Origin of the sequence: Paenibacillus rhizosphaerae, assembly GCF_014192015.1 — a bacterium.
GTDB lineage: Bacteria > Bacillota > Bacilli > Paenibacillales > Paenibacillaceae > Paenibacillus_AQ > Paenibacillus_AQ rhizosphaerae.
On sequence record NZ_JACHXJ010000004.1, the window covers coordinates 684,831 to 704,372 of the forward strand.

General features: G+C 56.5%; 18 protein-coding genes. 11 read left to right on the forward strand and 7 right to left on the reverse strand.

The annotated features are described in order from the left end of the window. Positions 1–33 precede the first annotated feature (33 nt). From queG to folE, 4 genes are all read left to right on the forward strand, one after another. Complete coding sequence (gene queG / locus FHS19_RS35370) at positions 34–1,809, forward strand: tRNA epoxyqueuosine(34) reductase QueG (protein WP_183584509.1); 1,776 nt, start codon at positions 34–36, stop codon at positions 1,807–1,809. 22 nt (positions 1,810–1,831) lie between these two features. Next, positions 1,832–2,866 carry an HD-GYP domain-containing protein gene (locus tag FHS19_RS25225; protein ID WP_183584510.1) on the forward strand — a complete coding sequence of 345 codons (1,035 nt, stop codon included), beginning with the start codon at positions 1,832–1,834 and terminating at the stop codon, positions 2,864–2,866. Positions 2,867–2,962: 96 nt separating this feature from the next. Then, positions 2,963–3,211: a YneF family protein gene (locus tag FHS19_RS25230; protein WP_076175831.1), complete on the forward strand. Its 249-nt coding sequence runs from the start codon at positions 2,963–2,965 to the stop codon at positions 3,209–3,211. Positions 3,212–3,268: 57 nt separating this feature from the next. Continuing rightward, entirely contained in the window at positions 3,269–3,862 is a 594-nt protein-coding gene (gene folE / locus FHS19_RS25235) for a GTP cyclohydrolase I FolE (protein ID WP_183584511.1), read from the forward strand. A gap of 136 nt (positions 3,863–3,998) precedes the next feature. Here folE and FHS19_RS25240 read toward each other — a convergent pair whose 3' ends face one another. Next, positions 3,999–5,063, reverse strand: a complete 1,065-nt coding sequence (locus FHS19_RS25240; protein WP_183584512.1) for an alpha/beta hydrolase — start codon at positions 5,061–5,063, stop codon at positions 3,999–4,001. A gap of 416 nt (positions 5,064–5,479) precedes the next feature. On the opposite strand from FHS19_RS25240, the gene FHS19_RS25245 reads away from it, so the two are divergent. Continuing rightward, a complete protein-coding gene (locus tag FHS19_RS25245) occupies positions 5,480–6,223 on the forward strand; it encodes an IclR family transcriptional regulator (protein ID WP_183584513.1) in 744 nt (247 codons plus the stop codon). A gap of 154 nt (positions 6,224–6,377) precedes the next feature. On the opposite strand, the gene FHS19_RS25250 is transcribed toward FHS19_RS25245, so the two are convergent. The 4 genes from FHS19_RS25250 to FHS19_RS25265 form a co-directional block, all read right to left on the reverse strand. Continuing rightward, positions 6,378–8,390 carry an alpha/beta hydrolase family protein gene (locus FHS19_RS25250; RefSeq protein WP_183584514.1) on the reverse strand — a complete coding sequence of 671 codons (2,013 nt, stop codon included), beginning with the start codon at positions 8,388–8,390 and terminating at the stop codon, positions 6,378–6,380. 284 nt (positions 8,391–8,674) lie between these two features. Beyond that, entirely contained in the window at positions 8,675–10,294 is a 1,620-nt protein-coding gene (locus tag FHS19_RS25255) for an alpha/beta hydrolase family protein (protein ID WP_183584515.1), read from the reverse strand. A 61-nt stretch (positions 10,295–10,355) separates the two neighbouring features. After that, a complete protein-coding gene (locus FHS19_RS25260; RefSeq protein WP_183584516.1) occupies positions 10,356–11,459 on the reverse strand; it encodes a DUF1648 domain-containing protein in 1,104 nt (367 codons plus the stop codon). After that, positions 11,459–11,857, reverse strand: coding sequence for a GntR family transcriptional regulator (locus tag FHS19_RS25265; RefSeq protein ID WP_183584517.1), 399 nt, complete (start codon positions 11,855–11,857; stop codon positions 11,459–11,461). The genes FHS19_RS25260 and FHS19_RS25265 overlap by 1 nt, the downstream gene beginning before the upstream one ends. Positions 11,858–12,080: 223 nt before the next feature. Here FHS19_RS25265 and FHS19_RS25270 point away from each other — a divergent pair, with 223 nt between their 5' ends. Further along, on the forward strand, positions 12,081–12,425 hold the full coding sequence (locus FHS19_RS25270) for a PadR family transcriptional regulator (protein ID WP_183584518.1): 345 nt from the start codon (positions 12,081–12,083) through the stop codon (positions 12,423–12,425). After that, positions 12,422–12,985 carry a DUF1700 domain-containing protein gene (locus FHS19_RS25275; RefSeq protein WP_183584519.1) on the forward strand — a complete coding sequence of 188 codons (564 nt, stop codon included), beginning with the start codon at positions 12,422–12,424 and terminating at the stop codon, positions 12,983–12,985. The genes FHS19_RS25270 and FHS19_RS25275 overlap by 4 nt, the downstream gene beginning before the upstream one ends. Positions 12,986–13,103: 118 nt before the next feature. Here the strand turns inward: FHS19_RS25275 and FHS19_RS25280 are convergent, their stop codons facing one another. After that, a complete protein-coding gene (locus FHS19_RS25280) occupies positions 13,104–13,244 on the reverse strand; it encodes a hypothetical protein (protein WP_183584520.1) in 141 nt (46 codons plus the stop codon). A gap of 228 nt (positions 13,245–13,472) precedes the next feature. On the opposite strand from FHS19_RS25280, the gene FHS19_RS25285 reads away from it, so the two are divergent. After that, a complete protein-coding gene (locus FHS19_RS25285) occupies positions 13,473–13,637 on the forward strand; it encodes a hypothetical protein (protein WP_183584521.1) in 165 nt (54 codons plus the stop codon). A gap of 77 nt (positions 13,638–13,714) precedes the next feature. On the opposite strand, the gene acnA is transcribed toward FHS19_RS25285, so the two are convergent. Then, positions 13,715–16,429 (reverse strand): aconitate hydratase AcnA, encoded by a 2,715-nt coding sequence (acnA, locus tag FHS19_RS25290; protein WP_183584522.1) that lies wholly within the window; start codon positions 16,427–16,429, stop codon positions 13,715–13,717. A 453-nt stretch (positions 16,430–16,882) separates the two neighbouring features. On the opposite strand from acnA, the gene FHS19_RS25295 reads away from it, so the two are divergent. The 3 genes from FHS19_RS25295 (at position 16,883) to FHS19_RS25305 (ending at position 19,529) form a co-directional block, all read left to right on the forward strand. After that, positions 16,883–17,893: an amidase domain-containing protein gene (locus FHS19_RS25295; protein ID WP_376771961.1), complete on the forward strand. Its 1,011-nt coding sequence runs from the start codon at positions 16,883–16,885 to the stop codon at positions 17,891–17,893. Positions 17,894–17,962: 69 nt separating this feature from the next. Beyond that, complete coding sequence (locus FHS19_RS25300) at positions 17,963–19,057, forward strand: D-alanine--D-alanine ligase (RefSeq protein ID WP_183584524.1); 1,095 nt, start codon at positions 17,963–17,965, stop codon at positions 19,055–19,057. A 151-nt stretch (positions 19,058–19,208) separates the two neighbouring features. Then, complete coding sequence (locus FHS19_RS25305) at positions 19,209–19,529, forward strand: hypothetical protein (RefSeq protein WP_183584609.1); 321 nt, start codon at positions 19,209–19,211, stop codon at positions 19,527–19,529. The last annotated feature ends 13 nt before the right edge of the window (positions 19,530–19,542 follow it).

Sequence of the window (19,542 nt, forward strand, 5' to 3'; positions counted from 1 at the left end):
AGACTCTTAACGGAAAGGAGGCCGCAAGGAGAAATGACATCAGGTAAACCACAGGCTGCGTACGCTCCTTCGGCTTCGCCGTGGGAGCAGCTGAAACAGGACATTAAAGAGGCGGCGGCCGGGTTCGGCATTGACGATATCGGTTTTGCTTCGGCCGACCCGTTTGTCTCTCTGAAATCGATTCTCGAGAACCACCGCAAGCTTGGTTACGAATCCGGCTTTGAAGAGCCGGACCTGGACAAACGCGTCACCCCGGCACTCCCCGATGCACAGCCCGCCTCCCTCATTGCTATCGCCGTAGCCTATCCATCCAAAATGGAACACAAGCCCAAGCAGGTGCCTGGACAATATCGGGGGATCCTCGCCCGTTCCGCATGGGGGCGGGATTACCATCAGGTGCTGCGGGACGCGATGGGCAAGCTTGAGGCGTTTATCCGGGAGCGGGTGCCGGGTGCGGTGATGGAGAGCATGGTGGATACCGGGGCATTGGTGGACCGGGCGGTTTCGGAGCGGGCCGGCATCGGCTTCAGCGCGAAGAACTGCTGCATCATTTCGCCCAAATGGGGGTCTTGGATCTACCTCGGGGAGATGGTGACCAACATTCCGTTTCCGCCGGATACGCCCGTGACGGAGGACTGCGGTGACTGCACGATGTGCATCGACGCCTGCCCGACGGGAGCGCTGGTCGGTCCCGGCCAGCTCAATGCGCAGCGGTGCATCTCCTTTTTGACCCAGACCAAGGGCTTTCTGGAGGACGAGGTGATGCGCAAGATCGGCAACCGGCTGTATGGATGCGATACCTGCCAGGTCATCTGCCCAAAGAACAAGGGGAAGAACTGGACGCATCATGAATATTTGCTGCCGGAGCCCGAGAAGGACAAACCGCTGCTGCTGCCTATTTTGGATTTAAGCAACAAGGAGTTCAAGGAGAAGTTTGGGGAAAGCGCGGCCGCCTGGCGCGGACGCAAGCCGATTCAGCGTAATGCCGTGATCGCGCTTGGTAACTTTAAGGACAAAACAGCGGTGCCCCGTCTCGGCAGGGTGCTGCTGGAAGACCCAAGACCGGAACTGCGGGGTGCCGCAGCTTGGTCTCTGGGCCGTATAGGAGGGGAAGAAGCTTTGAATTGGCTGAATAAAGGTCTGGCTTCAGAACAGGACGAAAAGGTGAGAGACATGATGAACGAAGCGCAGGAGAAGCTTCAGCCCGCTGAAAGCGGACAACCCGCAGATGCCGAAATGGCTGCGGATGATTTTTCTCCCGGTCTGGGAGGCGATAAGGAAACGGTCTATTATTCGGAGATGATTTCTCCGATCGGCCCACTGACGCTGTGCGCGACGGAGAAAGGGCTATGCCTGATCGAGTTCGGACCGTTTAACGTCAAGGAGGCGGTTCTCCAGAAATGGTCCCGCACCTGGTGCGGCGGCGGTGATTTTGTACAGGATGACGAGCGTCTGGCAGAGGCGAAGCGCCAGTTGGGCGAGTACTTTGCCGGGGAACGCAAGACGTTCGACGTACAGCTGGATATGAGGGGAACGCCGTTTCAGCTTCAGGTTTGGAGCTCGCTTGCCGATATTCCTTATGGAGAGATCCGATCCTACGCAGACATCGCGAATGCGATTGGCAGACCGAAGGCCGTCCGTGCCGTCGGCGGAGCCAACAACAAAAATCCCGTACCGCTGATCGTCCCTTGTCACCGGGTGATTGGCGCCGACGGCAGTCTCGTAGGATATGGCGGTGGGATGGAGATCAAACGCCATCTCTTGACCCTGGAGAACTCCCTGCCCGAACGAAAGGGATGGGCCGATTAAGTAACCAATCGGGGGAACGTTCATGAGGTATGTAGGCATTGAAAGTGTGGAGCCCGGTCAATTTTTGGGGAAAACCATCTATTCCGGGAATGGGACGGTACTGCTGTCGGCGGGAGTCCAGCTTACCGTTTATATGATCAGTACGCTGAACCGAATCGGGGTCACGATGCTCTACATCCAGGATCCGCTGTATGCGGACGTGGAGACGGAGGACATTCTGAGCGAGGCAACCAAACAGGGCCTGATTCAGGAGATGAGCGACGCTTTTGAGGCGGTGCGGTCGGGCAAGGAATGGAACACCCAGCTGATCGGCGCCAGCGTAGACCATCTTCTCGAGGACGTGATGAACAACAAGGAGCTGCTCGTGCAGCTTACGGATGTCCGGACCGCAGACAACGGCCATTATGTGCACGCGATGAATGTATGCCTGTTGTCCACGGTGATGGGCGTCAATATGGGCCTGAATTATCAGCAGGTCAAAGAGCTCGCTACGGGCGCCCTGCTGCATGATATCGGCAAGAACGGCATGCGGGAGGGAGACGAGCTGTTCCCGGATTCCAAGAGCCACCACACCTGGCGCGGGTTCGAGAAGCTGAAGAACAAAAGGGAGTTCGGCCTGCTGATCGCCCAAGTCGCCCTTCAGCATCATGAGCGGGTAGACGGCTTGGGCGTTCCCCGGGGACTGACCGGAGACGAGATTCATTTGTATGCCAAAATCGTCGCCGCTGCGGACGCTTATGACCGGATGATTCATCCGCTGAAGCCTTCGGGCCGGAGACTGATGCCTCATGAAGCCTGCGAGCAAATGATGGCCATGTCGGAAAAGCAGCTCGACCACGGCGTGCTGGTCCAGTTTACGAGGATGGTGTCGATCTATCCGAACGGGACGGCCGTCAAACTGTCGAACAAGGAGACGGGGCTTGTGGTCCGTCAGCACCGGGGGCTGCCGGGACGTCCGGTCGTCCGGATCGTGCGCGGAGAAGCGGGTCATTTGGATATTAAAGAGCTGGATTTGGCGCAGGAAACGACTGTATTTATCGAGGCCGTATTGGCCTAGAATTCATTTGCGAGCCGCATTTGGACATGCTATGATAGGTTCGTGCTGCTCAGGCATGCGCAAGGAATCGATTTATACTTATAGGGGTGGCGGAATATGCAATATGTAATTCCAATTATTACGCTGATCGTCGGCTTGGTCGGCGGGTTTTTTATCGGCGTGTATTATCTGCGCAAGCAAATGGAAAAAATGCAGAATGACCCGCAAATGCTTCAAAAGATGGCCAAGCAAATGGGTTACAACCTGAACGGGCGCCAGATGCAGAAGGCGCAGCAGATGATGAAAAATCAGCAGTTTTCCGGCAAGAAGGGCCCGGCACAAGGTCAAGGCCGCAAAAAGAAATAATCCCCTCGGCATAGAACGTCTACAGAGAAGCAGGGGGTAGCGATAGGAGGAAGTGCTGTGGCTGGCGTTAAAGATTACGTAAACACGCGGGTTGGTGAAAACCGCGAGAAGATCGAGTACCATATCGAGCAAATTTTGAAGCTGATCGGTGAAAATCCCGAGCGGGAAGGGCTTCTTGAGACACCCGCCCGCGTAACCCGGATGTACGAGGAAATTTTCGCCGGATATGAGGTAGACCCGCGTGATGTGCTGGGCGTGACCTTTGACGAAAATCATGAGGAACTGGTGATCGTCAAGGATATCGTGTATTACAGCCAATGCGAGCATCATATGGCGCCGTTTTTCGGCAAGGTCCATATCGGCTACATTCCGAGCGGGAAAATTGCCGGACTCAGCAAGTTGGCCCGGTTGGTCGAGGCGGTCACCCGCCGTCTGCAGGTGCAGGAGCGAATTACGTCCCAAATCGCCGACATTATGGTCGATGTGCTGCAGCCGCATGGCGTAATGGTCGTCGTGGAAGGCGAGCATCTGTGCATGTGTTCGCGGGGCGTGAAGAAGCCTGGCAGCAAGACGGTGACCTCCGGCGTACGCGGCATTTTCCGCGAAGACCCGGCGTCGAGAGCGGAGTTTCTGTCTTTGATCAAAAACTAAGTCGGAAATATAAAAAGAGGGCATGCCCGGAAGGGGGCGTGCCCTCTTTTATTTGTGCGGCTATTTTTTGAAGATTATAGAATTTATAAATTTCAGCGAAGCTGAACCATTCTATAAATCGCAAGAAAAACTTCAGCTAATCGCGGTCTGTCTTCTTTGAAGGTACGTCGATAGACGTTTTTCTTATCATAGGGTCATTATCGATATCCTTCTGCTCAGCCAGCTTGATATTGCCAAGGAAGGTGGACACCCGGCGCAAATATTCACGCGAGTATTCGCGGAAGATCAGCTCGTGGTGGCTGCCTTTCACGATCCAGACGTCCGAATATGGGTTGGTCTGGTTGGCGGCGAGCTTCTCTGCGATCGGATACGGCGCCTTCTCGTCCTCCGTCCCGTGGATAAAGAAGATCGGGAAGGGATAATCCTCTTTTTTGACCTGCTGGTATGGAATCTGGTTCAGGCTCGTGCCGTTCAGCACAGGGAAGAGCAGCTGCAAAATTTCCAGCGACGGATGCCGCGGCAGGTCGATCTGATTTTTGATGTTATGGTACAGCGTATCCGGCTCGAGCAGGAAGGTGCTGTCGAGAATCATGGCGTCGACATCCTTGGTCTGCAGGCCGGCCTGAAGGGCGGTGCCGGCGCCCATTGAAAAGCCCCATACCACAATCTGCTTGGCCCCGCGCTGCTTGGCCAGATCGATGGCCCCCAGCAGCTGCTGGGCCTCCACCTTGCCGCCCGTCGCGACGGCTTTGCTGTTCTGGGAGGCGAAACCGTAATCAAACATAATGACGTTAAAATTTAAGCGGTGGGCGAAATGCGCCAAATCGTACATCGGGATCCAGGTTTCCTCCCGGTTGGCGCCGTACCCGTGACTGAACACGATCGTCTTGGTTGAGCCTGCTGCGGGAATGTACCAGCCCTGCATCATCCGGCTGCCGTCATGGGCCGGAAAGGTGATGTCCTCGTATTGCATGGTCTTGGCCTGCATCGGATTGGAGTACAGGGGTGCGACCGTCGGATTGGACAATACCCAGGCAATGTAGGCGTGCAGTGCAATGAAACAGAACAGCAGGAAAAATACAACGGACAAGAGCAGTGCGACCAGAATATGCTTAAAGCGAATCATTCGCGTAGATAACGGTAATGGTGTATCGGGCAGGGGGCGGGGAAGATGTACGTCGTTACGGGATGTCATGTTCATGCGTGCCCCTCCTTATAAAATACTTTACTATATTAAGTTTAACTTCCGGACTCTTTTTAAGAAACATATAAAATTTTACTCTATATCCTATGCAAGCCTAAGGCCAAAGTCAATCCAGGGCGGACAATTGTTAGACAATTGTAATAGTGAGCCGCCCCATGGTTCACCTGCCGACTACCTTTGTCCTCCTGATGCGGACATACACATCGGGCGCCACAGCGGCATGAACCGAACAAGCGGATGGGCACCTGGTGATGAGCGAGTACAGCGATGCCGAACATTCGCCTTAACAGCATACGTATTGGCGTCCTCCTGCGAGATGATCAGCGAAGAAAATATAGACTTTATCCGGTGAATTTCTTATAATTTATGTAACCATGTTTCATGTGGTGAAACATTTGAGGGGCGGGATCGGAATGGAAGACCGCAAATTAACGGTTCGTGCCGTTGAACGGGCACTGGATATATTGATGTGTTTTACGCAGAACAGTGAACTGGGACTGACGGAAATCGCCGGAATGATCGGACTGCACAAGAGCACCGTCCACCGGCTGATGACGACCCTGGAGGAGAAGGCTTTCGTCGTCCGCGATGCGGCGACGGAGAAATACCGGCTCGGCATGAAAGTGTGGGAGCTGTCCACGCATTTGTCGCAGAGCGACGATCCGGCGGTGCTGCTGCTGCCGGCGATGGAGCGGCTGCGCGACCGGCTGGGTGAGACGGTCAGCCTGTACCTGCGGGACGGGAAGGACCGTCTGCGGATTCAGGCGGTACAGAGCAACCAGGCCATCCGGAGGGTGGCACAGGTCGGGGCACGCCTGCCGCTTACGGTGGGAGCGTCGAGCAAGGTGCTGGTGGCGTTTGCCGCGCCCGCCGATCAGGAGGAGCTCCTGAGCGATCCAGATTGGGCGGAGCTGGTGAAGGGCGGCAGCTATGTGCGGCAGCTGCAGGACATCCGCGAGCGGGGCTATGCGACGAGCATCGAGGAGCGCGAGCCCGGCGCAGCCGCGGTGGCGGTGCCGATCGTGAACCGGAACGGACGCGTCGCCGCCGCCCTGTCCGTGTCCGGCCCGGTGAGCCGGCTGTCAAGCGAAACGCTGAATGAATTCGCTCCCGTGCTGATCGAAGCGGCAAGGGAAATGGGGCTGATGATTCCGTAGTTCGGCGGGAAGCCCAATGTGGTTGTTACCGGAAGAACTGAATCTAGAAACACACGGTCTGCATCATAGTCAGACAGAAAAGCCCGTCATGCCGGTGATCCGGTATGGCGGGCTTTTTTATATCATAGAGATTATTAATTAGAAATCAGGGGAATCAGTGCTCGATATGCTCTTCAAACCAGCGTACGATATGGGTCAGCCGGCGGGCGCGCAGATGCGGATTGCCGCTGCGGGACAAGTTGTGGTCGGCCCCCGGAAAACGGATAAACTGCGCTTCCTTGCCCAGACGCTTGAGCGCCACGAACAGCTGCTCTCCCTGTTCGATCGGGCAGCGGAGATCCTGCTCCCCGTGCAGAATCAGGAGCGGCGTGTTCACCTGCTTCACGTAAGCGATCGGGGAATGCTCCCACAGCTTCTCCAGATCGTCCCACGGATTGCCCCAAATCTGGTCCTCGGTAAAATAGTACCCGATATCGCTGACGCCGTAGAACGACACCCAGTTGCAGATCGAACGCTGGGTGATGGCGGCCTGGAAGCGGTCGGTATGCCCGACGATCCAGTTCGTCATGAAGCCGCCGTAGCTGCCGCCGGTGACGCCAAGCCGGGAGGCGTCGATGTAGTCATAGGCGGACAGGACATAGTCCACCGCATCCATCAGGTCCTGGTAGTCGCGTCCGCCGTAATCGCCGCGGACCGTATTGACATGGACCTGGCCATATCCGTGGCCGCCGCGCGGGTTCGTATAGAACACGGCAAATCCGGCTGCGGCAAGCAGCTGGAATTCGTGCATGAACGTGCAGCCGTACATCGCCTGCGGGCCGCCGTGGATTTCCAGAACGGCCGGTACCTTGGAGCCTTCCTTGAAGCCGACCGGCTTCATGATCCATCCCTGGATTGGCCAGCCGTCCGAGGCTTCGAAGCGGAAGGCCTCGGGTTCGCTCAGCGCAAGCTCGCTGAACAGCTCCTTGTTGCAGTCGGTCAGCCGGGTCTCTTCACCGTCTGCCATGTCAAAGGCAAACAGATCCCCCGGATGCAGCGTATCCGCGGAAGCAAGAATCAGCCTGCCTTCCGGTGCCAGGGCAAACTGGTAAATTTCCCGGTCGCCGCTGGCGACGATCTCGTAATCGGAGCCGTCCAGCGCAAAGCGGGCGACCTTGACGCCGCCGTCCTCGCTCAGCTGCAGGAAGACGTGCTTGCCGTCTTCGCTGAAGGCGGGCGGACTGCCGGCTCCCGCACGCATATCGCCGACGCAGGCGTGTCCGAGCTGCACATCCAAGTCCTCATAGCAGGCTTGGGCCTCGCCGCCTTCAGCGGGAATCAGGTACATACGCGTCAGCGTGGCAAAGCCGCAGTTCAGGTCGTCGGCCAGCATCAGGATATGGCTGCCGTCCGGCGTGTAGGCGATCGGCCCAATGCTCAGCCGCCCGTCCGTCAATTGCCGGACGTTGCCGCCGTCCCGCTCCGCCACGAATAAGTCGTTGGTCAGGCGGAGGTCGGGATCCGGGAAAGAAGCGGAGGGATGTGTGGCGGTATAGATAATGTGGCTGCCGTCCGGCGACCAGTTGAACGAAGACACATCGAAATCGCCCGAAGTGACCGGCGTGCATGCGGAAGCCGCTAGATCGTGAACGAACAGATGCGTTCTGCGGTCATTCCACAGCCCGGCGCCATCGGCTTTGTATTTTATACGATGAATGATTTTTTCGTCCGGCTGTTTGTCTTTGCCGGGCTTCTCCGCTTGGGCTCCGGAGTCCCCATCGACGGCTTCATCGGCCAGAGGAGCCTCGGCGCGGAGCAGAAGGGCGCTGCCGTCGGGCGCCCACTTGAAGGCGCTGACGCCGTGCTTCAGCTCCGTTACGGCCTGGGCTTCGCCGCCGTGCGCGGGCATAACCCAGACTTGGCGGGCATCGCCCTTCTTGCGCAGAAAGGCCATCCTGGAGCCGTCGGGGGACCAGGCGGGCGAGGCGTCCTGCTCGCCGGCGGTAAAGGCGGTATCCTCCCGGCCGTCCGGCGAGATCAGACGAATATGGGAGGCGTAGCCTCCATGCTGGTCGTTAACGGTTTTCGATATGTACGCGACGGCGCCGGTCTTGGGGGATACGGCAGGGTCGCCGACCCAATGCATCCGGTACAAATCATCGGCGGTAATGGGGCGTTTTTCAATCATGGACAAGGCCTCCTAAGCATGAATTAAAATAGGTATGAAGCAATCAGATTCTAAACCACATTATCCCAAAGTTCCGCCGGGAAATCCATCCGCGCATCCGCGCTGGAGGGGGAGGGGGTGACCCAACATCCAGGGGCTCACCACCTTCAATGGTAGACACATAAAAGCAGGCCCCTTGATTCGATTCAAGGGGCCTGCCGTATATCTTAGGGACGTTATCAGCAGGAGGGCGCCTGAGCTCTACAGTGTCGGACTACCGCCGCCTTCTGACGCCTTCATTCCGCTTATTTCTGTTTGCCGATCCAGTTTGCGATCGTAGCAATTATCGCCGGCGTCACGTTGGAAGGCTGTGCGTATTCCGTTCCGGTGGAGAGGCCGTCATATTCCGCAAGCAGATGGTTTACCTTCGGAAAAGACTTATACTCCACATCGGTACGGCCTTTTAATGCTTCCTTCCACTGCTCGAATTCATGCATCGGCACCTGCCAGTCGTTTTCGCCCTGAAGGACGAGCATCGGGCCGTTCTGCGTCTTGGCTAATTCGGCTGGCTTGTAATCCTTCTTATCGTACCACCAGTAAGCCGGTGGAATCGGAAAGCTCTCCGGCAGGTGGGAGATCGAGTACTGAGGGTCGTCCAGCAGTCTGGCGGCCTGGGTCCACACGGCTGCCTGCTGCTCGTAAGGCGCAGGATCCTGACCCAGCTGCTTCACGCGGGAAATCAATTCGGCCTGCTGCTCCACGACAACGTCGATGAATGAAGAGCTCGGGCCGGACAGCAGGATAGTGCCGGCGATGTTCCGGCCGGCATCGGCATCAACGATGAGCGGCATCGCATAGCCGCCTTGACTGTGTCCCGCCACGTAAATCCGGGCGGGGTTGATGCCCGGGGTTTCGGTCAGCAGATTCACCGCGGACAGCGCGTCGTCAACCGTCTCTTCTTTGACGGTCAGTTTCGGATTGGCTGCGATTTTAAAGGTATGTTCAAACGTGACTTTGTCGTAGCGCAGGACAGCGATACCTTTGGCGGCCAATCCCGCCGCCAGATCGCGGAACGGCTTGGCCCCGCCGATGGAGGTGTCCCGGTCGTTCGGACCGGACCCGTGAACGAGCACGACGGCAGGGAACGGTCCTTGACCAGCGGGCAGGGTCAGCGTTCCGGGAAGGGCCCATTCCCCTTTGCCGATCTGGACCTCCCGTTCGGTATAAGCCTCCGGATGATCATAGGCCGGAGGCCGGTATCCACCCGACGAGACCGGGCCGATGTTCAGATCGTCCACCAGGCGGTCTGCATTCAGGCGCAAGGTGATCTGAAGCGGTACGGCCGCTGTCTGCAGCGTGTACGCCACATTGTGGTGGACGGCATTGTCGCTTTCCTGCTTGCCGCCTACTGACGAAACTTGGCCGTAGACGCTCTCGTAGTTCTTCCACAAGCCGCTCAGCGTTTGAGCGGGCAGGGCCTGCTGCAGGGCGGGGCTCATGACCTTAGCCGCCTCAGCTCCGTTCCCGGCCCGCAGGGCCTGGAGGAACAAGTCGGCATTGTCGTCGGCGGCTTCAGAAGGGCCCGTGACGCTCTCTGTGCCGCCTAAGGCTTCAGACAGGAAGGCGGCCGGAGCCATCGCCTGTTGGCCTGTAATCCGGACGGTTCCGCCGGATGGCACGGTTCTGCCGTTCAGTACGGCGGTGGACCGCCCAATTGTCAGTACCAGCGTCGTATCGCCCTTTTTGACGGTCACCGAGCGCTGCTCCGGGTCCCAGCTGACCTGGGCGCCCAATCGCAGCGCGGTTTCGCGAACGGGAGCGTAGGATGCGGCGTCCGGGGTTTCAGCCGCCGCAGCAGGGACAGACAGGCTGATGGCCGTCAAAGAAGCAGCAGCCACTGCGCTTAGGGTCCGTTTCTTTTTCATAAACATTCCTCCTCAAGGGGATATCCCCGAATGATAATATGACACATCGCGTTCCGGCTCGTTAACTTGCGATTCGGGCAGCGATGATAACCACAGCTAAGATACCGACCAGGAAAATCCAGGCACCGGGTCTGCCGAAGTTGACCGTCCAGCCGATGCCCATACGTTTTTCTACGAACAGGGCGGGGTCCTGCGGATTGAAATAAATGTTGCCGAGCTTCCAATACTTATCATCATTAACGACATGCGTTGCCCCGGAACCGGAAGAGGGGCCGCCGATCCGGCGTCCGCCCTGACCGGTGGTAAAGGCCAGCACGATGGCAAGCACGACGATCAGAATGGGCATCATCAGGCTGACAAGCATCATGACATCCCGGCTTAGCGGATAAATCATGTTGTATTGAACGAACGAGAACAGCAGCACCATCATAAGGCCGGCCGCTACGTTGAACATGGACCATCTGCGGCGGAAGGCGGCGTTTCGGCGTACCGACTGCTGCGGGTTTGCCGGGTCGAGCTGCTGCTTGCTGCGAAGGATCGACCAGTTCGTGGTCATAAAGATCCCGATCATCACTAGCTGCATCAAGTTCAAGCCGAGGACCGTCCGGTACGATTTGGCCGCCGTTCGGGTCACTTCGCCCTGCCAGTTGAACTTCATGTTCAGCGTGTCGGGGATTTTGTCATAGTAGGCCAAGACGAGGGCGGCGCTGATAACGGCAATAGCTCCATGGATCAGGAACCATTTATTCGACCAGACCAGCTTGTTCCCGCTGCGAAATGACGTATCCACCGCCACGACCGAAGGGTTCAGCGCCTCCGGAGGGAGCGTGGCTTTGTACCGTTTCATTTTCGTGTAAAAAGTCAGATTGATGACCGCCGAAGCGGCGATCAGCAGGATTACAAATCCTGAAATGACGGAAGGCTGCTGCTCTTCCGGCACGTTCAGCATGGCGAAGAGGCAGGCGATCAGCAGCACGCCGTATGAGACTGAGCTGGCCCATACATATTGCCTGCGCATGCGGCGCAGCGGAGCGCTGTGATACACGGCTTCGCTGACCGACACGCCGAAGCTGACGGTTTCCCGTGTCAAATAAGGCATGCAGATCAGAGACAGCGACAGGGGAACGAACATGGCGATCAGAAACACTACGGATATCCAATACATTAGGCATTCTCCTTTGGTTCTTGGGTGATATCGTCGTAAAAGCTTTCCACGATCCGCAGCAGCTCCGCCTTATCCATGCCCCGGCAGATGGCTTCAGCGATGACGGGTCTAAGCTGAGCTTCCTGTTTATGCTGATAGTCCGGGGTGATTCCCGGCATGCCGTCCGGGTTCACGACGACCCCTTTTTGCCGGTGAATTTGAATAAATCCTTCCTGCTTGAGCAGCGTGTAAGCCTTGTTGACGGTGTGCAGGTTCACGCCGATATCCGAGGCAAGGCTGCGGACGGAGGGAAGATACTCGCCCGGGGCCAGCTGTTTGCTGGCGATCCCTTCGATGATCTGATTCATGAGCTGTGTGTAAATGGGCACGTCGGACTGCATATCCAACCGGATAATCAATGATGAGCCCTCCTTTCATCAACATGCTGCGTTGGTCATACTTATTGTTAGAGTATGAATATCTGTTATACAACAAATATAACAGTTGCACGAGTGATTGTAAATAGTTCGCCAAACTATTGCATGTCTGATTGTAATTCATTTGCGAAACTATTTTGACATAGTACCTTGCAAAGCAAGGTACCTGGTGTTATTATGGTAACGAAGGGAGCGGACGAACGAAATGGAAATGTCGGAATGGACTTCGCAGGTCCGCAGAGGCATCCTGGAATACTGCATTTTGCAGCTTATCGCCAAGCAGCCCAGATACGGATACGAGCTTGTTACGCTGCTGGATCAGTGGGAGCCGCTCGCCGTGACGGAGGGAACGCTCTATCCGCTGCTTCGGCGGCTGCTAAAGGATCAATACATCGAATCGTTCTGGAAGGAATCGGAGGCAGGACCGCCGCGCAAATATTACAGCCTGACCCCTTCGGGGCACCAGCTTGTGGAGATGATGTCTGCGGAGTGGAACAAAATCAGCCGCAGCGTCAACCAAATTCAAATCTATGGAGGAGAGATCCCATGATCAGCCCATATGGAAGGTCTTATTTGGAGAAATTGAACAAGTATTTAGAGAAGCTTCCCGATGAAGAACGGATGGACGCCGTAATGGAAATCGAGAGCCACATTGCAGAGGGGATCGCGAACGGGCAGCCGGAGGCGGCGATCCTGTCGCGATTGGGAGATCCACGCAAGCTCGCCAAGGCGTACCGGAGCCAGCATTTCGCCGAGGGGAATCGGACCGGATCTTTCCGGGAAATTTTGGCTATGGCGTTGTTCTACTGCACGACAGGGCTGCTCAGCATCATGGTCATCCCGGTCCTGGCCGTGATTGCCTACGGCTTTGGCTTCTGCACATTGCTGGTTCTGGTCGCGGGCGTCATCCGCACGTTCGGTGTGACCTGGATCAACATGGGCGTACCCGGCATGGAGGTCCCGACGGAATACAGCATGGTGGTAGCGGCGATCGTCGGCGCCATCATTGGAGGGATCGCATACTTCAGCTGGGTAGGTCTTAAAAAGTATATGGCCTTTCTGTCCAGCCAATATCGAAGATCACTGCCGGGCGGCCGGGTGTCGGCATAGGTTTCTGCAATCCAGTGTTCATCGGAACTGTAAAAAGACCGTACGCATAAGCGAGCGGTCTTTTTACAGTTAACGGATGTGGTTCCGCCTGACGCCTGCCTTCAGAGTTCTTGGAGCATCAGCGGTTCTGGCTGATCTTCTCCTGCAAAATCTCTTGAAAGCTCTTCTGCTTATCCGCCTCTTCCTTGACCGGCCGGTTAACGGGCTGCGGCTTAGGGTAAGAGGGGTGATAGGGCATGATGCCGTGCATATGAATCATCCTGCAGGCCTCCTTATGCCATGGATTTTGAATCGGCTCTTCATGAAGAATGTTTAATTCCGGCTGCCCAAAACGCAGCAGATCCGTAAACGGACCGATATTTTGTTTTCTTTTTACCCTTCTGCCAAGAGAATGAAACATCAGATGAGATCTTTTTGAATCAAGAAATGGGGAGGGGCGAACCAAATAAAGGCCAAGGCAAAGAGCGATAAAGGGAGAGTTGCACCCTTGACTTATACCTTTGGCATGAAAAAGAAGGTGTTTCTGGAGGACAACGCACCCAAAAACGATAAAGCAGCTAGAAGCCTCCTTCCCTTGAGTGCGATGGAGTTCGACGGAACCGTGGATGCCATCTATCATCGACCGTTATTCAACGTCTCACAGTATCAATGAATAGGGACGCATTACAAAAAAAAACACCCCGCAGGCCATTTCAATGGCACTGCGGGGTGTTTTTGATTGGTACATTATTATTGGTTGGCGATCATTTGACGCAGCACGGTTTGCAGGATGCCGCCGTTGTGGTAGTAATCCACATCGACCATGCTGTCCAGACGGGCCGTTACCGGGAATTCGAACTTGGTGCCGTCCTCGCGTGTAGCGGTGACGGTCAGGCTCTCGCCCGGCTTGATGTCGTTGCTGAGTCCGACAATGTCGAACGTTTCACGGCCGGTGATGCCCAGGCTGCTCCAGCCATGGCCTTCCTGGAACTGCAGCGGAAGCACGCCCATGCCGACGAGGTTGCTGCGGTGAATCCGCTCGAAGCTTTCGGCGATGACGGCTTTGACGCCGAGCAGGAATGTACCTTTCGCCGCCCAGTCGCGGGAGCTTCCCGTACCGTATTCTTTACCGGCGATAACGACCAGGTTCTGTCCGTTGTCCTGATATTCCATGGAAGCATCATAGATGGACACGACTTCGTCCGTAGGCAGGTAAGTCGTAACGCCGCCTTCGGTGCCCGGTGCCACTTGGTTACGGATGCGGATATTCGCGAACGTACCGCGCATCATGACCTCATGGTTACCGCGGCGGGAGCCGTAAGAGTTGAAGTCCTTGCGTTCAACGCCGTGCTCCTTCAGGTACAGACCTGCAGGGCTGGTCGGCGAAATGTTGCCGGCAGGGGAGATGTGGTCCGTCGTGACGGAATCACCCAGCAGGGCAAGCACGCGTGCGGACTTGATATCCTCGATGTCGGCCAAGCCGTTTCCGAGATTCTCGAAGAACGGAGGGTTCTGAATGTACGTGGACTTGTCGTCCCATTCGTACAGCTCGCCTTCCGGCACCGGAATCGCGTTCCAGCGCTCGTTCGCGGTAAACACGTTCTCGTATTTGCGGCGGAACGCTTCAGGGCTGACGGACAAGCCGATCGCTTCTCTGATTTCCGCGGAAGTCGGCCAGATATCTTTCAGATAAACAGGCTCGTTGTTCGGGTCGTAACCGATCGGATCGTTCTGCAGGTCAATGTTGACCGTACCTGCCAGCGCGTAAGCGACAACGAGCGGCGGGGAAGCCAGGTAGTTGGCTTTCACCTGAGCGTGAACGCGTCCTTCGAAGTTACGGTTACCGGACAGCACGGCAGCGACGGTCATGTCGTTGTCGGTGATGGCCTGGCTCACTTCGTCCGGAAGAGGACCGGAGTTACCGATACATGTGGCGCAGCCGTAACCCGCTACGTAGAAGCCGAGGGCTTCGAGCGATTCAAGCAGTCCGGCTTTTTGCAGGTAATCGGTGACCACGAGGGAACCCGGCGTCAAGCTGCTCTTCACGTATCCTGGCTTCTTCAGCCCGCGTGCCACGGCCTTCTTGGCCAAGAGACCTGCGCCGAGCATAACGCTTGGGTTCGACGTATTCGTACAGCTGGTGATCGCGGCAATGACGACCGCGCCGGTTCCCATTTCGCTGGTGGAGCCGTCTTTGTGCTTAACTGTCACTTTTTCTTCAATCTTGGCATCGCTGAGGCCGTATCCGCCTTTTTCGATCGGCGTGCGGACGATGTCGTTGAAGGCGTCCTTCATATGAGTCAGCTCGATGCGGTCCTGCGGACGCTTCGGTCCGGCAAGGCTCGGTACGACAGAGGCCAAGTCGAGTTCGATGATGTCCGTAAATTCCGGATCTTCGGTTTCCGCGGTGCGGAACATGTTCTGTGCTTTGTAGTAGGCTTCGACGAGAGCAACCTGCTCATCGGTGCGGCCGGTGTTGCGCAGGTAAGCCAGCGTTTCGTCATCGACAGGGAAGAAGCCGATGGTTGCGCCGTATTCGGGTGCCATGTTGGCTACCGTTGCGCGGTCCGCGAGGCTGATGTTGGCCAGACCCGGTCCGAAGAACTCGACGAATTTGCCGACAACGCCTTTTTTGCGGAGCATTTGGGTAACGGTCAGCGCAAGGTCGGTCGCCGTAGCGCCTTCCGTCAGGCTGCCTGTAAGTTTAAATCCGATAACGTCTGGCGTTACGAAGTAAAGCGGCTGTCCGAGCATGCCCGCTTCGGCTTCGATCCCGCCGACACCCCAGCCGACGACGCCGAGGCCGTTGATCATCGTGGTATGGGAGTCCGTACCAACGAGGGAGTCCGGATATACGACCGTTTCTCCGTCCGTTGTCTTGGTCGCCGCCACGGATGCGAGATATTCCAGGTTGACCTGGTGAACGATCCCGGTTCCCGGAGGAACGGCGCGGAAATTGTTAAATGCCGTTTGGGCCCAGCGCAGGAAGCGGTAGCGTTCCTCGTTGCGCTCAAATTCTACTTGCATGTTGTAGTTGAGGGCATCGCTGGTACCGAACGCATCAACCATAACGGAGTGGTCGATAACGAGATCGACCGGAACGAGCGGGTTGATCTTCTTCGGATCCCCGCCGGCTTTCTTCACGGTGTCGCGCATAGCTGCAAGGTCGACGACGACCGGTACGCCGGTGAAGTCCTGCAATACGATACGGGCCGGAATGAACGGGATTTCCTTGTTATCGTCACGTCCTTCATTCCATTTGGCCAGCTGCGATACATGCTCCTGGGTAATGGCACGTCCGTCGAATTGGCGGACAGCGGCTTCCAGGAGCACCTTGATGGAGAACGGAAGCTTGGAAATGCTGCCGAGCCCCTGCTCTTCGAGAGCCTGCAGGCTGTAGTAACGGTAGGTCTTGCCTCCGACTTCCAGACTGCGGGCCGTGGAGAATTGATCCTTTGCTGTCATTACATGTACCTCCTTGATCGTAATTCGGTTCCTCTGCATTACTTTGGTTCATCAAATCAATCATCATTCAGGGTGGCTTGGGTGAGGGCGATAAGGGCGATCACTTTGCCGTTCCTTGTTTCACTAGATGAAACATAATTTCAAAATAGTGAGGTTCGCTTTTAGTATACCGTTTACAAGCCGGGGAGTAAAGTACTTTTTGCGTCTATTTATATGAAGAGACCGAGGCGGCAAAAGAACGGGAAAACGTTCCTCCGATCTGCGCCGGGACTGGTTCCGGCCGCCGCCGGCCCGGACTGCGCAGCTTGTCCTTTTCCGGTCTTCCGGCGGACCTCCGCAACGCGAAAATGGACCAGGGTTCATAGGTGCACCCATTTTTTCATATAGTGGAATATACGCAGCCGAAACAACATATTCGGGTTAACGAAACGGGTGAAAGGGGAATGCATGGGAATGGAGAAGGAATGGAAGCAGACGCTGTACACCTACGTAAATCAATACAACCAGCATCAGATCGATTACCGGTCACAACATACAGATCAGGTCGTGACGGATCCGGCTTATTTATTGGCTAGGAGTGAGCGGGCTTCCCGGCTGTCACAGTGGTATGCCGCAAGGGGGGCAAGGCCGCTTCGCAGTGAGACAAGGGCCAAGCTGCTGCGGACGATCCGCGATACCCCGGAGGAGGCGGTCATCGACGTGCAGCTGTATGTGCAGCTGTTCTACGAAAAGGGCGGCGTCAATCATGTGGAGGAAATGATTCAGCGGGAGAGGCTGACCCTGATCCGGGACGGGGACGCCTGGGTGATCGTGTCGGTGGAACAGCTGACGCCGGAGAAGCATCCGGCCGCAGGCATCCCTGCCGTGCACACCGGGCAGCCGGCCTACGCCTATTCCACGGGCGGGCCAAAGCCTTACCTGAACGCCGAAGTGCTGCAGGGTGGCCCCGGCCGCAAAACATCGCGCTATAACCGCGCGGCAGCAGCGGCTTATGCCGACGAGTGGTGGGAGTCCAGTAATCCGGAGTTTGCCGTATTCGAGGTGGACTGCACCAATTACATCTCGCAATGCCTCTTTGCAGGTGGCGCTCCGATCCACTATACTGGTAAAAGAGAATCGGGCTGGTGGTACAAAGGGTATGTCGGGAGCAAAGAGTGGTGGAGCTACAGCTGGGCGGTTTCGAACGCGCTGCAGTCCTTTTTGTCGTCAAGCAGCTGGGGGCTTCGCGGAGAGCTCGTGGAGCGGCCCGAGCAGCTGATGCTGGGCGATGTCATTTTTTATGACTGGGACGGCGACGGCGCCTTCCAGCACAGCACGATCGTTACGGCGTTTGATGCCGGCGGCAGCCCGCTGGTCAACGCCCATACGGTCAGCAGCAAGCACCGTTTCTGGGACTACAAGGACTCCTACGCCTGGTCGGAGAACACCGTATACCGTTTTTTACATATCCCGGACTACTTCTAAACCATTATAATGGTATATGAACAGCGGCAGGAGGACACCTGCAATCATTAGGAAAAAGAGAGGTTTGGCATGGGGAACAACAAAACAACCGTAGGCCTTGTGTACGGCGGTAAATCTGGAGAACACGAGGTATCGCTGCAGACGGCCTTTGCGGTGATGAACGCCTTTGATTACGATAAATACGAACTTATTCCTTTCTATATTACGAAGCAGGGCGAGTGGAGAAAAGGAACGACGCTGCAGGCTCCCCTCGGCAAGCTGGACCAGCTCAAGCTGGAACAGAGCCGGGAAGGCACGGAAGCGGCGCTGGGAGCGATTTTCAGCAGGCTGTACGGCGGAGAGGCCGGCATCGACCTGATGTTTCCGCTTCTTCATGGAACCTATGGGGAAGACGGAACGATCCAGGGTCTGTTCGAGATGGCGAACATTCCTTACGTAGGCGCCGGAGTCCTGGCTTCAGCAGCCGGAATGGATAAGGCCGTCATGAAAAAGCTGTTTGCGCAGGCGGGCCTGCCTCAATGCGGCTACCGCTTTTTCACGAAATCGCAGTGGGAGCGCAGCAGCTTCAATCTGATCATGGGCGTCGAAGACGACCTTGGATACCCATGCTTTGTAAAACCGGCGAATTTGGGATCGAGCGTAGGCATCTCCAAGGCGAGAAACCGCGAGGAGCTGGAGCAGGCGATTGAGCTCGCTTTCCGCTATGACCTCAAGGTCATCGTCGAAGAGTTTGTGGACGCACGCGAAGTGGAAGTGGCCGTGCTCGGCAATGACGAGCCGATGGCATCCGTGCCGGGAGAAATTATTTCATCCAGCGATTATTACGACTATGCGGCGAAGTATACGGATGGGCAGTCCGAAATGGTCATTCCAGCCGCGCTGGACGCCGAGACGGCGGACCGGCTGCGCGAGCTCGCCCTGATTGCTTTTCAGGCGATCGAAGGCAGCGGTATTACCCGGGCGGATTTCTTCATCCGCAAATCGGACGGCGCCATCTTCATCAATGAGGTCAACACGATGCCGGGCTTCACTCCATACAGCATGTATCCGCTGCTCTGGCGTGAAACGGGCCTCGGCTATCAGGCGCTGCTGGACCGGATGATCGAGCTGGCGCTGGAGCGCTACAGCAGCAAGCAGTCGCTGGTTTTTGCTAACGACATTTAGCTTGGCGCTTGGCGTTGCAGATGTTTAGTGAGGTGAGATAACCGCCATGTCAGCGGTTTAGACGTACAGCAACACATATAAGGTATCCGGCCGGCTCTGCAGTATAGGCCGGATACCTTTTCCATTTTAATCAGGAGAAGGAGATGAAATGATGGGATTCCAGACCGAATTTAATTCCGTGTGCAAGTTCAAAAGCGACCAGGAGCTGTACGAGCTGCTCGAATACGGACGCGGCAAAATGGTCAAGCAGGGCTTCCGCGTCTTCCCGACAGGCCAGAAAGTGATTGCCTATACCCCGAACAACGTGGCGGTGGCGATCGTCAAGATCGTCGGCTGCATCGCCGAGATCAATTTTCAGGGGCAGGAGGTTACGGAGGTCGAAATGGAGCTCATCCGCAAGCTGACCGACGAGGAGTCGCGGATTCAGACCAATTTGGCTTACGAAATGTTTTTTGGGGAACATACTCCTTAAGGATGATTATATA

Bases quoted from the DNA above. Each gene is read 5' to 3' on its own strand.
- FHS19_RS25275 (WP_183584519.1), top strand. From the start codon at position 12,422: ATGATCAGCCCATATGGAAGGTCTTATTTGGAGAAATTGAACAAGTAT.
- FHS19_RS25270 (WP_183584518.1), top strand. From the start codon at position 12,081: ATGGAAATGTCGGAATGGACTTCGCAGGTCCGCAGAGGCATCCTGGAA.
- FHS19_RS25300 (WP_183584524.1), top strand. From the start codon at position 17,963: ATGGGGAACAACAAAACAACCGTAGGCCTTGTGTACGGCGGTAAATCT.
- queG (WP_183584509.1), top strand. From the start codon at position 34: ATGACATCAGGTAAACCACAGGCTGCGTACGCTCCTTCGGCTTCGCCG.
- FHS19_RS25240 (WP_183584512.1), bottom strand. From the start codon at position 5,063: ATGAACATGACATCCCGTAACGACGTACATCTTCCCCGCCCCCTGCCC.
- FHS19_RS25250 (WP_183584514.1), bottom strand. From the start codon at position 8,390: ATGATTGAAAAACGCCCCATTACCGCCGATGATTTGTACCGGATGCAT.
- FHS19_RS25225 (WP_183584510.1), top strand. From the start codon at position 1,832: ATGAGGTATGTAGGCATTGAAAGTGTGGAGCCCGGTCAATTTTTGGGG.
- FHS19_RS25245 (WP_183584513.1), top strand. From the start codon at position 5,480: ATGGAAGACCGCAAATTAACGGTTCGTGCCGTTGAACGGGCACTGGAT.
- acnA (WP_183584522.1), bottom strand. From the start codon at position 16,429: ATGACAGCAAAGGATCAATTCTCCACGGCCCGCAGTCTGGAAGTCGGA.
- FHS19_RS25260 (WP_183584516.1), bottom strand. From the start codon at position 11,459: ATGTATTGGATATCCGTAGTGTTTCTGATCGCCATGTTCGTTCCCCTG.
- FHS19_RS25230 (WP_076175831.1), top strand. From the start codon at position 2,963: ATGCAATATGTAATTCCAATTATTACGCTGATCGTCGGCTTGGTCGGC.
- FHS19_RS25295 (WP_376771961.1), top strand. From the start codon at position 16,883: ATGGAGAAGGAATGGAAGCAGACGCTGTACACCTACGTAAATCAATAC.
- FHS19_RS25255 (WP_183584515.1), bottom strand. From the start codon at position 10,294: ATGAAAAAGAAACGGACCCTAAGCGCAGTGGCTGCTGCTTCTTTGACG.
- FHS19_RS25305 (WP_183584609.1), top strand. From the start codon at position 19,209: ATGGGATTCCAGACCGAATTTAATTCCGTGTGCAAGTTCAAAAGCGAC.
- FHS19_RS25280 (WP_183584520.1), bottom strand. From the start codon at position 13,244: ATGATTCATATGCACGGCATCATGCCCTATCACCCCTCTTACCCTAAG.